This window comes from Sporosarcina sp. So3-204 (assembly GCF_058068165.1).
This window is the reverse complement of sequence record NZ_CM176485.1, coordinates 12,427-25,855: the sequence shown is the minus strand read 5'-3', so window position 1 is coordinate 25,855 and position 13,429 is coordinate 12,427. Positions and strand designations below refer to the sequence as shown.

Below are 13,429 nucleotides of genomic sequence, written 5' to 3'. Positions count from 1 at the left end.
ATGGATTTATTAAAAATTGATGGAAAATTTATGCTATTGGCACTTGAAGAAGCAAAAAAAGCACAATTAATTGGTGAAGTACCTATCGGCGCAATCATCGTTCATAACGAAAAAGTCATTGCTCGAGCACATAATTTACGGGAAACAACACAACTTGCAACGACTCACGCAGAACTATCTGCAATCCAAGATGCTTGCCGTGCGGTCGGTAGTTGGCGTCTAGAAGAAACAACACTTTACGTTACACTCGAACCCTGTCCGATGTGTGCAGGCGCGATTTTACAATCACGTATTCCACGCGTTGTTTACGGAGCAAGAGATCCTAAAGGTGGTTGTGTTCATTCCTTTTATGAATTACTCAATGACTCTCGTTTCAATCATGAATGTGAAGTTACAGAAGGAGTACTTGCTGACGAATGCGGAGAAATCCTTACTTCATTTTTCAAAGGTATCCGCGCGCGGAAAAAGTTGTTGAAAAAAGCGGCTACTAGCGACGAGGAATAATATATCAGCACCAAACCGTAGGATATCGGACAGTTTGTGCATTATATCAGCGCAAACCATACATATATCAGCACCTTTTTAACTTATATCGACGTTCATCACACTTATATCGGCAAATCGGGACTTCCAACCCACCAAATAAAAAAAAAAACTCAGCATCCATCATACGGAAGCTGAGTTTTTTTGATTAGAATTTAATTATTTACTGTAATTCTTTCTTTTCCACCCATATACGGACGCAGTACTTCCGGTATGATGACTGAACCATCTTCTTGCTGGTAATTTTCTAGAATTGCTGCAACTGTACGACCGATTGCTAGTCCGCTACCGTTCAACGTATGAACAAATTCAGGTTTTGCACCGGCTTCTTTACGATAACGAATATGAGCACGTCTCGCTTGGAAGTCCTCAAAATTTGAACAAGAAGAAATTTCACGATACATGCTTTGTGTAGGAATCCACACTTCAATATCGTATTTCTTCGCTGCCGTAAATCCTAAGTCTGCCGTACACATGCTTAGTACACGATATGGCAAGTTCAACAGCTGCAATACTTTTTCAGCGTGACCTGTTAACTTTTCAAGCTCCGCGTAAGAATCTTCTGGCTTAACCATACGCACAAGCTCAACTTTATTAAACTGATGCTGGCGAATTAATCCGCGCGTATCACGTCCAGCAGAACCTGCTTCAGAACGGAAATTTGCACTATAAGCTGAGAATGCGATTGGCAACTGTGAAGCCTCTAAAATTTCATCACGGTGGAAGTTTGTCACAGGCACCTCTGACGTTGGAATTAAAAAGAAATCTTCTTCTTCTATATGAAACAAGTCTTCCTCAAACTTTGGAAGTTGGCCTGTCCCTTTCAAACTTTCACGGTTTACAATATAGGGAGGTAAAATTTCCTCATAACCGTGCTCGTCTGAATGCAAATCCATCATAAAGTTGATCAACGCGCGCTCTAAACGTGCACCAAGTCCACGGTAAAAGACGAAACGGCTTCCCGTTACTTTTGCTGCTCTTTCAAAATCTAGAATATTGAGATCAGTTCCTAAATCCCAATGCGGCTTAGCTTCGAAATCAAATGCTCTCTTTTCACCCCAAGATCGGACTTCAATATTGTCATCTTCACTATCACCAAATGGAACACTATCATGCGGAATATTAGGGACGCGCATCATAACGTAATTTAGACCTTCTTCAACTTCACGAAGCTCATCGTCCAATTGTTTAATCTCATCGCCTACTTCACGCATGCGTAAAATGAGGTTGTCCGCATTTTCTTTATTGCGTTTCAATTGTGCTACTTCTCCAGAAACTTTATTACGCTCTGCTTTTAAAACTTCTGTTTTTGCAAGAAGCTCTCTTCTTTTTTCATCAAGGCCACTGAATTTATCAAACTCCGATAAGTCTTCACCGCGTTTTGCAAGCTTTCCTTTAATTTCCTCAAAATTAGCACGAACATTTCTTATATCAAGCATCGATAATTCCTCCTTTAAATTCAGACAAAAAAAATAGCCTACACCCCCTAAAAAAGGGACGAGAGCTACCCGCGTTGCCACCCTGATTGACCGGAATAGAAATCCAGATCCTCTTCATTGAAATAACGGCTCAAATACCGGCACAGGTCTACTCTTTTTTCAACCCAGCTACTCAGGGACGGATTCACAAATGTATTTACTGACTTACACCAACCGCCAGTTCTCTTTGAAAATACATACTTGCTACTGCTTCCCATCTTCGTCTCGAATTTTAAATTATAATTACTTTCACTTTACTATAAAACAATTTTATTAGCAAGTAAGCGTTCGCAGCAGCAACTATAACCAATTAATCTAAATAACTTCCTAATTTGAAGTTATTGGATAAACTTAATCTATATATAAAGGGTTTTGTATATATAGATCCGTGTGAAGCCTTGAATGCCAAACTAAAAATCACAACGTAAATAACCTCTAAACGCTTCTTCAATTTTTTCTCCAAGTTGGAGTAGTGCATCTTCATTCCCGCTTTTACTAATTAATTGCACACCAATTGGCATTCCAGCATCATCCGTTCCCACAGGTATTGTCAATGCGGGCAACCCCCACACATTGGCATAAGCGATAAAAGGTAAATAAGTTTGGTATGTCTTCTTAATAGAGAATATCTCTTTATATACACGTCCATGTCGCTGTGCAGCCGTATGATAAACAGGCAATATAAATAGCTTATCTTCTAAATAGTCCCTTAAAACTTTATCACCACTTGTAACAAACTCTTCGATTTCTTTTACACGTTTTTTACTTGGTTTGAATAATGACGTACCAATTAGTGCCCATGACATATAAGGATGAAGTTCTGACTTACCAGAAAATTTCTGACCCAAGAAACTACGAATCGGTCGTACAGGTCTCTCCCCATAAGCAAGTTTTGCATGTTCCTTTGCACCATTAATCGACATAATTTCTTGCCAAATAGTTGCTGTTTCATTGAAAAAAGGTGGAATACTTTGTTTTGTAATAAAGTGTTCTCTGACAAAATTCTCAATAGATTCAAGCAATTTCTTTGTTTCATTAGAAAGTGGAAAATTTGTTTCCGAGAGCATATGAACCGTAAAATTCTCTAACTTCTTAGTAGCTACCGGATCTTTAGCAATGATATTGTAAATTAACTTCGCATCTTTAACCGACTTTGTAATTGGTCCTATGCCTAGCATTCGCTGCTGTAACCAATGGTCTTCTTCGGGAAAACTACCTTCTGATGAAACTTGAGCATTGCCAGATTTAAAGCCAATAACGCCATTAAAATGACTTGGTATGCGAATCGATCCGCCGATATCAGAACCTATGCCAGCTGCAGCACCGCCTACCGCAATACTTACAGCTTCCCCACCACTAGATCCACCTGCAGTTCTTGTTAAATTCCAAGGATTATTTGTCCGTCCATATAAGTTATTATCCGTCTCCTGACAAAAACAAAGTGCTGGCGTATTCGTTTTTCCAATAATAATAGCGCCCTCATCTTTTAACTTCTGAACAACGCTAGCATCTCCATCTTGTATATAATCTTTGCGATGAATTAATCCACCCGTAGTCTTCATTCCCGCTACATGAAATGACTCTTTCATACTGATGGGGACGCCCAATAATTTACCTTCAGCAAGATTATTTGCTATTAATCGATCAGCTTCAGTAGCTTCTTGTAATGCTTCCTGAAATCTGTTTTCCACTAAAAAATTTAAAGTTGGATTTACTTTATTAATATGTTCAATATAAATTTTGGTTGCTTGAAGTGAAGTAATTTCTTTATCTTTAATCATTTTAGCAAGCGTGGCTGCATCTGCATTGAGTACTTCATTTTTCCCTATTTCAGACCGACTCTCTTTTATAGACGTCATAAACATTGCACACCCCTCTGAATAGTTCGTCTTCTCTTCTTATTATTGTATATGCCGCCGACTAATACAAGTATGCTTAATGAATATAAGGCTTCAAATAATACATAAACTAAAAAAGCCTATAACCATGATTTTCATCACAATTATAGACGTTTACACTTCATTATTGACTTCGATCGGCCATACGTTCTCCAGCTAAAAGTGTGCTCATTTCAATTCCCTTCATTGGTGTACCCAAATCTTTTGATAACTTTACAAGTAAAGCGTAGTCTTGGTAATTTTGTGTTGCCTGTACAATCGCTCGTGCAAACCTTTCAGGATTATCTGATTTAAAAATACCAGAGCCTACAAATACACCATCTGCCCCAAGTTCCATCATCAATGCTGCATCAGTCGGTGTTGCTATACCACCTGCTGCATAATTCGTGACTGGTAGACGACCCGCCTCTTTAATTGCCAATAAAACTTGATACGGTGCACCTAAAATACGTGCTTCCGTCATAATTTCAGCTTCATCCATATGAATTAACTTGTTCACTTGTGCATGTACCTTACGAAGGTGGCGAACAGCCTCGACAATATTTCCTGTTCCTGGCTCACCTTTTGTACGAATCATTTGTGCACCTTCACCAATTCTTCTCGCTGCCTCACCAAGATCCCTCGCACCACACACGAACGGTACTTTGTAGGTATTTTTCAGTAAATGGAATTCATCATCTGCAGGTGATAGCACTTCGCTTTCATCAATAAAGTCAACACCCATTGCTTCTAGTAAACGTGCTTCTGATATATGTCCAATACGTGCTTTAGCCATCACTGGAATAGATACTGCACGTTGCACTTCTTCTACAATTCGTGGATCCGCCATCCGCGCAACCCCACCATCTGCCCTTATATCTGATGGAACACGCTCAAGCGCCATCACTGCAACTGCACCTGCCGCCTCCGCTATTTTCGCTTGCTCACCGTTAATAACGTCCATGATGACGCCGCCATATTTCATACTCATGTTAATATCCCCCTTCTATTCTTATTATTTAGTATAATAGAGATTGAACACATTGAAATAACCAGTTTCAATGAACATGAAGAGGTCAGATGGAGTTGAAGATAATGGAAATGCTTTTATTAGAACTCATTAAAGATAGCGAAACTCCTTTATATGAACAAATTTACGACCAAATTCGCTTGGATATTACAGATGGAAAATTGCCTGTCGATATGAAGCTCCCCTCAAAAAGAAAACTTGGTGAATTTCTCGATGTCAGTCAAACAACGATTGAACTTGCTTATGGCCAGCTTACTGCTGAAGGCTTTATTTCCTCAATCCCAAGAAAAGGTTTTTACGTACAAGCCATTGAAGAACTCGCCTATGTTCGACCTGCGGGAATCACAGAAACTCTCGAAGAATGTGCTGTCGAAAAGATTAACATTGACTTCTCACCAGGTCATATTGATACAGATTCATTTCCTTTCACACAATGGAGAAAATACTCTAAAGACGTGATAGATGAAAGTTCAAAAGATTTATTATTATTAGGGGATCCCCATGGTGATATTGAATTACGGAAAGAAATCGCGCGTTATCTGTATCATTCACGTAGTGTAGATTGCACCCCAGAACAAGTTATAGTTGGGTCTGGAACAGAACAACTTATGCCACTCGTTATACGGATTCTTGGTACCGATGCAAAATATGCAATTGAAGATCCTGGTTACCCTTTAACGCATCATGTTTTTTACCATAATAATAGAGAAGCTATACCTATTTCTGTAGATGATGAGGGGATGGACGTACAGTCACTCCAGTTGTCCGGCGCAACAATTGCATATGTTACCCCTTCTCATCAATTCCCGACAGGTACAGTGCTTTCAGCAGCTCGCAGAACAGCATTATTAAACTGGGCTTCTGCAAATACCCAGCACTTCATTATTGAAGATGACTACGACAGTGAATTCAGGTACACAGGTCGGCCAATTCCCGCATTACAAGGCATGGATAAAGGTGATAGCGTTATTTATTTAAGTACATTTTCAAAATCACTAATGCCTTCACTGCGTATTGCCTATATGGTACTTCCTGCACAATTGCTTAAAAAATATCAAGAAGCATTTATTCACTACTCTTCAACTGTTCCACGACTTGATCAACACATACTTGCACGTTTTATGGAAGACGGTCAATTTTCTCGTCATTTAAACAGAATGAGAAAAATTTACAAAAAGAAACTTCAAATACTAACAGAATTACTGCTTCACTATAAACCATACATTTCATACTCTGGTGAAGAAGCTGGTATGCATATCATCGTCACAGTTCATACGAATAGAAGCGAAGAGCATCTTACTCAGTTGGCAAAGGAAGTTGGTATCCGCATCTATGGGTTAAGTAAATACAGAACGGAAAGAAAGATAGAAGAACCTTCGTTTATAATCGGATTTGGTGGGCTCACTGGAAATTCGATTCATGGAGCAGTCAAAAACCTAATGGCAGCATGGAATATAAAAAAACACAGTAAATCTCAATAGAGACTTACTGTGTTTTTGTTATTTAAATAACCCTTTAATAAAATCAATAGAACCATTCCATATACTCGCAAAGAAATCACCAATCGCGTGCATTGTTAAAGAAAACCAACCTGCTTTTTCAATAGCAGCAGTAGTTACAACATCTGCTGCAAATTGATCCGAATTAATATAACCATAATCAGTACCTTCTGTACGTACAAGATTCACATGACCAACTACCATATCTTTTTTAACAGGTGCTTGAAGCACACCATCTTTAAGTTTCGATTCATCCATAACAAGTTCTGGTTTATACAAGTCTTTTTCACTCGTTTTCACCATCATTTTAATTGGATCTTTTACTTCAAGACCGATGGACTTTTCTTTACCCTTACTTACATTTAAAGTTTCTTGTCCCTTGAATGTATAGCCAGCAGGAGTAAATTCAACTTCTGTAAATTGATTAAAACCATAATCGAACAAAGCACGTGTTGCATCAAAGCGCGCTTTATATGAACCTACACCTTTAGCGTCAACGGCTTTCATCACAACGGCAATAACCCTTTTCCCATTACGTTTTGCAGTTCCAGTGAAACAGTGTCCGGCAAAATCTGTAGTTCCTGTTTTTAAACCATCAACGCCTTCATATTCATAAACAAAACCTGGAAGCATAAAGTTCCAGTTATCCATTTTAATTGCATCCTCAGTTCCTTCACGAAAAATCTTCGTTTTCATACTCGTCATTTCAAGAACCTCAGGGTAATCCTTCAGTAAGTGGTAGCCAAGTTTCGCAACTGATTTTGCTGGCATTACGTTTTCATCATCTGGACCTGTTCCTTCAGGATACATGCCTTGTAGATGACTATTATTTAATCCTGTTGAATTGACAAATTTATAATCTTTTAACCCTAACTCCTTAGCTTTGGCATCCATTAATTTCAAAAACTCTTTTTCTGTACCTGCAATTGTTTCTGCGATTGCTATCGTTGCTGCATTTGCAGAATAAATAGCCATTGCCTCATATAACTCACGTATAGTATATGTACCATCCTCACGAAGTGGAACATTACTTAAACGACGATCTTGTGATACTAAATACGTATAATTATTAACTTTATATTCCTGATCCCAAGTCACTTTCTTATCTTTAATTGCCTCAAAGAGAATATATTCAGTCATCATCTTCGTCATACTTGCAATCCCAAGTGGTGTATCAGCATTTTCTTCATAAAGAATCTTACCACTATCAGCATCAATTAGTATTGCACCATCAACGTGAATACCAATTTCACTCTCTGCATAAGCAGGATTTGTTCCAATTGTCATAATAAAAAGAATCGGTATCATTAATAAAGTAATCGACTTTTTAATCTTCAGTTTCAAAATACTACCTCCGTCATTACAATTTCCCCAAAACCATTTTACCACAACTAAAATACGCCGTGGGGTCTATATCTAAAAAAGCATCTTTCCGCATATATGTAGACGCAGGAAAGATGCTAAAGTTCCTTTATATTACTTACAAATTAAGAAAGCGTATAGTTTGGAGCTTCTTTTGTAATTTGAACTTGGTGTGGGTGACTTTCAAGAAGTCCTGCGCCCGTCATACGAATAAACTGCGCATTTTCACGTACTTCTTTAAGATCTTTTGTCCCAATATAACCCATACCCGAACGAATTCCACCAACTAATTGATGAATCGTATCTGCTAGATCACCTTTGAATGGTAAACGTCCTTCAATTCCTTCAGGAACAAGTTTCTTTTCATCTTCCTGGAAGTAGCGGTCCTTTGATCCTCGTTCCATCGCACCAATTGAACCCATACCACGATACACTTTATAACGTCGTCCTTGGAAAAGTTCTGACTCCCCTGGACTTTCAGTAGTACCTGCAAGAAGACTTCCTAACATAACGGCATGTCCACCCGCTGCAAGTGCCTTCATGATATCACCTGAATATTTAATTCCACCATCAGCAATCATCGCTTTTCCTAATTTACTTGCTACTTTTGCACATTCATATATAGCTGTAATTTGAGGAACGCCAACACCTGCTACAACACGTGTTGTACAAATTGAACCAGGACCAATTCCAACTTTGATAACGTCTGCACCTGCTGCATATAATGCTTCTGCAGCTTCTGCTGTTGCAATATTTCCTGCAATAATATCAAGTTTAGGATAAGCATTTCTAATCTGCGTAACGGTATCTAGAACGCCTTTGGAATGACCATGAGCTGTATCAATTACTATTACATCAACTTCTGCATCGACCAGTTTTGCAACACGTATCATCGTATCCTTTGTAACACCAACCGCTGCACCAACCAGAAGTCGGCCTTGCTTATCTTTAGCAGCATTCGGATATTCCATTACCTTTTCAATATCTTTTATCGTAATTAGGCCTTTTAAGATGCCTTGATCATCGACAATGGGTAATTTCTCAATCTTATATTTCTGCAAGATTTTCTCCGCATCATTCAATGTTGAGCCAACAGGAGCCGTTACTAAATTTTCTTTAGTCATTACATCTTTTATTAGAAGTGAATATTCTTGAATAAACCGCATATCTCGGTTTGTAATAATACCAACAAGTTTTAGTTCCTCTTCATTGTTTACAATTGGTACACCAGAAATACGATAGCGACTCATTAAGTGTTCCGCGTCAAAAACCTGATGTTCAGGCGTTAAATAGAATGGATTAGTAATTACACCATTCTCAGAACGTTTGACTGTAACGACTTGCTCAGCCTGCTCTTCAATACTCATATTTTTATGAATAATGCCTAGTCCGCCTTGGCGAGCCATAGAAATTGCCATTCTTGATTCTGTAACGGTATCCATACCAGCACTTATAATTGGTATAGTTAATTTAATCTTATCAGTCAGATCAACTGAAAGTGATACGTCCTTAGGTAATACATCCGAAGGTCCCGGTATTAGTAACACATCGTCAAAAGTAAGTCCTTCACGTGCAAATTTTGAATCCCACATTAAAGTATGCCTCCCATAGATCAATTCTTAGTTAAATTAATAACCAATATTGAATATTATTAAAATGTTATCAACGGAGATTAAGACTGTCAAGGATGTATATCATTAAAACTAATTTCTAACTATTCATTCAAAAGTTTTTCAATGGATTTCACTAGTTTTCGAGGCGAACTTTGCGGCGCTAAACGTTCTACAACTTGTCCGTTTTGATTAATTAAAAACTTCGTAAAATTCCATTTGATACCGCCTGTAAGCAATCCTTTTTTTGCAGCAGTAAGGAATTTAAAGAGCGGATCTATTTGTTCGCCGACCACATCTACTTTTTGAAACATTGGAAAATTAACACCATAATTAATTTTGCAAAATGACATTGTTTCATTTATATCGGCAAATTCTTGATCACGGAAATTATCGGAAGGGAAGCCTAGTACTATTAAACCTTTGTCTTTATATTCATCATATAGTTGTTGTAACTCTTCAAATTGATCAGTAAAACCACATTTACTTGCAGTATTTACAACCAAGAGCAACTTCCCTTTATAATCTGCAAGTGATTGAGGTTCCCCGTTTGGTTTTTGTACAGATAAATCATAAATAGTTTTATCCACTATAACCCACCTCCAATAGAATTTATAAGTAGTTAACTGAACCTTACAATATCACAAAAAGTAAAAGCTTAATAATAATATGTGTTAAAAAAAAGCCACTACCAATTAAGGTAATGACTTCTTTAGTGCATGGCAACGTCCTACTCTTGCAGGGGGAAACCCCCAACTACCATCGGCGCTGAAGAGCTTAACTACCGTGTTCGAGATGGGAACGGGTGTGACCTCTTCGCTATCGCCACCATACTTATATTGAAAGAATTTAATTGTTCTTTCAAAACTGAATAAAACAGATAATCTTCACAAATCAGGGGAATCAGCCCACTTACTTCTTACGTTATTTGGTTAAGTCCTCGATCAATTAGTATCCGTCAGCTACATACGTCGCCGTACTTACACCCCGGACCTATCAACCTCATCATCTCTGAGGGATCTTACTTACTTGCGTAATGGGAAATCTCATCTCGAGGGGGGCTTCATGCTTAGATGCTTTCAGCATTTATCCCGTCCACACGTAGCTACCCAGCTATGCCTTTGGCAAGACAACTGGTACACCAGCGGTGTGTCCATCCCGGTCCTCTCGTACTAAGGACAGCTCCTCTCAAATTTCCTGCGCCCGCGACGGATAGGGACCGAACTGTCTCACGACGTTCTGAACCCAGCTCGCGTACCGCTTTAATGGGCGAACAGCCCAACCCTTGGGACCGACTACAGCCCCAGGATGCGATGAGCCGACATCGAGGTGCCAAACCTCCCCGTCGATGTGGACTCTTGGGGGAGATAAGCCTGTTATCCCCGGGGTAGCTTTTATCCGTTGAGCGATGGCCCTTCCATGCGGAACCACCGGATCACTAAGCCCGTCTTTCGACCCTGCTCGACTTGTAGGTCTCGCAGTTAAGCTCCCTTATGCCTTTGCACTCTGCGAATGATGTCCAACCATTCTGAGGGAACCTTTGGGCGCCTCCGTTACTCTTTAGGAGGCGACCGCCCCAGTCAAACTGTCCACCTGACACTGTCTCCTGCCCCGATAAGGGGCATGGGTTAGAAGTCCAATACAATCAGGGTAGTATCCCACCAACGCCTCCTCCGAAGCTAGCGCTCCGGATTCTAAGGCTCCTACCTATCCTGTACAGATTGCATCAGAATTCAATATCAGGTTACAGTAAAGCTCCACGGGGTCTTTCCGTCCTGTCGCGGGTAACCTGCATCTTCACAGGTACTATAATTTCACCGAGTCTCTCGTTGAGACAGTGCCCAGATCGTTACGCCTTTCGTGCGGGTCGGAACTTACCCGACAAGGAATTTCGCTACCTTAGGACCGTTATAGTTACGGCCGCCGTTTACTGGGGCTTCGGTTCAAAGCTTCGCTTGCGCTAACCTCTTCCCTTAACCTTCCAGCACCGGGCAGGCGTCAGCCCCTATACATCACCTTGCGGTTTTGCAGAGACCTGTGTTTTTGCTAAACAGTCGCCTGGGCCTATTCACTGCGGCTCTCTCGGGCTTTAACACCCTACCAGAGCACCCCTTCTCCCGAAGTTACGGGGTCATTTTGCCGAGTTCCTTAACGAGAGTTCTCTCGATCACCTTAGGATTCTCTCCTCGCCTACCTGTGTCGGTTTGCGGTACGGGCACCTCCCGCCTCGTTAGAGGCTTTTCTTGGCAGTGTGAAATCAGGGACTCCAGGGAATAATTCCCCTCGCCATCACAGCTCAATGTTATAGAAATGGGATTTGCCTCATTTCACACCTCACTGCTTAGACGCGCATAACCAACAGCGCGCTCACCCTATCCTACTGCGTCCCCCCATTACTCAAACGGCGGGGAGGTGGTACAGGAATATCAACCTGTTATCCATCGTCTACGCCTTTCGGCCTCAACTTAGGTCCCGACTAACCCTGAGCGGACGAGCCTTCCTCAGGAAACCTTGGGCATTCGGTGGAAGGGATTCTCACCCTTCTTTCGCTACTCATACCGGCATTCTCACTTCTAGGCGCTCCACTAGTCCTTACGGTCTAACTTCGACGCCCCTAGAACGCTCTCCTACCACTCACATCTAAGATGTAAGTCCACAGTTTCGGTGCTCTGTTTAGCCCCGATACATTTTCGGCGCAGCGCCACTCGACCAGTGAGCTATTACGCACTCTTTAAATGGTGGCTGCTTCTAAGCCAACATCCTGGTTGTCTGGGCAACGCCACATCCTTTTCCACTTAACAGAGACTTGGGGACCTTAACTGGTGGTCTGGGTTGTTTCCCTCTCGACTATGAATCTTATCACCCACAGTCTGACTCCCAAACATAAATCATCGGCATTCGGAGTTTGTCTGAATTCGGTAACCCGGGATGGGCCCCTAGTCCAAACAGTGCTCTACCTCCGAGATTCTAAAGTTTGAGGCTAGCCCTAAAGCTATTTCGGAGAGAACCAGCTATCTCCAGGTTCGATTGGAATTTCACCGCTACCCACACCTCATCCCCGCATTTTTCAACATACGTGGGTTCGGGCCTCCAGTAAGTATTACCTTACCTTCACCCTGGACATGGGTAGATCACCTGGTTTCGGGTCTACGACCTCATACTAATTCGCCCTATTAAGACTCGCTTTCGCTGCGGCTCCGCATTCTCTGCTTAACCTTGCATGAAATCAGTAACTCGCCGGTTCATTCTACAAAAGGCACGCCATCACCCGTGACTCTCCCGAAGGAAAGTCAACAAGGGCTCTGACTACTTGTAGGCACACGGTTTCAGGATCTATTTCACTCCCCTTCCGGGGTGCTTTTCACCTTTCCCTCACGGTACTGGTTCACTATCGGTCACTAGGAAGTATTTAGCCTTGGGAGATGGTCCTCCCGGATTCCGACGGAATTTCACGTGTTCCGCCGTACTCAGGATACATGCTGGAGAGAATGAACTTTCGACTACGGGGCTATTACCCGCTACGGCGGACCTTTCCAGGTCGCTTCGCCTAATCCATTCCTTTGTAACTCCGTATAGCATGTCCTACAACCCCAGGAAGCAAGCTTCCTGGTTTGGGCTGTTCCCTTTTCGCTCGCCGCTACTCAGGGAATCGATTTTTCTTTCTCTTCCTCCGGGTACTTAGATGTTTCAGTTCTCCGGGTTTGTCTCGATTACGCTATGTATTCACGTAAACGTACTACTCCATTACGAGCAGTGGGTTTCCCCATTCGGAAATCTTCGGATCAAAGCTCACTTACAGCTCCCCGAAGCATATCGGTGTTAGTGCCGTCCTTCATAGACTCCTAGTGCCAAGGCATCCACCGTGCGCCCTTTCTAACTTAACCAAAAAATAGGTCTTAACGTCGCATTGCGTCGCTAATTCTTATCTTTTAAATAAACGTGATTTTACAGCGATGTAAAAATCAACGTTTCGTAAAAAGGTCATTCTTTAAAATAAACAAAGTTCTGTTTATCATAGATAAACGAAGTT

At 41.1% G+C, this 13,429-nt stretch carries 8 protein-coding genes, 2 rRNA genes and 1 other annotated feature; of the genes, 2 read left to right on the top strand and 8 right to left on the bottom strand.

What is annotated here, in order from left to right; translation table 11 throughout:
- Complete coding sequence (tadA, locus tag AC3RV6_RS00090) at nucleotides 1-504, top strand: tRNA adenosine(34) deaminase TadA (protein WP_489747479.1); 504 nt, start codon at nucleotides 1-3, stop codon at nucleotides 502-504.
- 194 nt (nucleotides 505-698) lie between these two features.
- Here tadA and serS read toward each other — a convergent pair whose 3' ends face one another.
- The 3 genes from serS to pdxS all read right to left on the bottom strand — a co-directional run bounded on the left by serS (nucleotide 699) and on the right by pdxS (nucleotide 4,889).
- Nucleotides 699-1,982 carry a serine--tRNA ligase gene (serS, locus tag AC3RV6_RS00085; protein ID WP_489747478.1) on the bottom strand — a complete coding sequence of 428 codons (1,284 nt, stop codon included), beginning with the start codon at nucleotides 1,980-1,982 and terminating at the stop codon, nucleotides 699-701.
- A 51-nt stretch (nucleotides 1,983-2,033) separates the two neighbouring features.
- Nucleotides 2,034-2,251, bottom strand: a binding site (T-box leader).
- Nucleotides 2,252-2,431: 180 nt separating this feature from the next.
- Nucleotides 2,432-3,880 carry an amidase gene (locus tag AC3RV6_RS00080; protein ID WP_489747477.1) on the bottom strand — a complete coding sequence of 483 codons (1,449 nt, stop codon included), beginning with the start codon at nucleotides 3,878-3,880 and terminating at the stop codon, nucleotides 2,432-2,434.
- Between the two features lie 163 nt (nucleotides 3,881-4,043).
- Nucleotides 4,044-4,889, bottom strand: coding sequence for a pyridoxal 5'-phosphate synthase lyase subunit PdxS (pdxS, locus tag AC3RV6_RS00075; protein WP_489747476.1), 846 nt, complete (start codon nucleotides 4,887-4,889; stop codon nucleotides 4,044-4,046).
- Between the two features lie 104 nt (nucleotides 4,890-4,993).
- On the opposite strand from pdxS, the gene pdxR reads away from it, so the two are divergent.
- Nucleotides 4,994-6,409: a MocR-like pyridoxine biosynthesis transcription factor PdxR gene (gene pdxR, locus AC3RV6_RS00070; RefSeq protein WP_489747475.1), complete on the top strand. Its 1,416-nt coding sequence runs from the start codon at nucleotides 4,994-4,996 to the stop codon at nucleotides 6,407-6,409.
- Between the two features lie 18 nt (nucleotides 6,410-6,427).
- On the opposite strand, the gene AC3RV6_RS00065 is transcribed toward pdxR, so the two are convergent.
- From AC3RV6_RS00065 to AC3RV6_RS00045, 5 genes are all read right to left on the bottom strand, one after another.
- Nucleotides 6,428-7,771, bottom strand: coding sequence for a serine hydrolase (locus AC3RV6_RS00065; protein ID WP_489747474.1), 1,344 nt, complete (start codon nucleotides 7,769-7,771; stop codon nucleotides 6,428-6,430).
- A gap of 143 nt (nucleotides 7,772-7,914) precedes the next feature.
- Nucleotides 7,915-9,381: an IMP dehydrogenase gene (gene guaB / locus AC3RV6_RS00060; RefSeq protein WP_489747473.1), complete on the bottom strand. Its 1,467-nt coding sequence runs from the start codon at nucleotides 9,379-9,381 to the stop codon at nucleotides 7,915-7,917.
- Nucleotides 9,382-9,503: 122 nt separating this feature from the next.
- A complete protein-coding gene (locus AC3RV6_RS00055; RefSeq protein WP_489747472.1) occupies nucleotides 9,504-9,989 on the bottom strand; it encodes a glutathione peroxidase in 486 nt (161 codons plus the stop codon).
- A gap of 127 nt (nucleotides 9,990-10,116) precedes the next feature.
- A 5S ribosomal RNA gene (gene rrf, locus AC3RV6_RS00050) occupies nucleotides 10,117-10,232 on the bottom strand.
- Between the two features lie 95 nt (nucleotides 10,233-10,327).
- Nucleotides 10,328-13,283, bottom strand: a 23S ribosomal RNA gene (locus tag AC3RV6_RS00045).
- Nucleotides 13,284-13,429 lie beyond the last annotated feature (146 nt).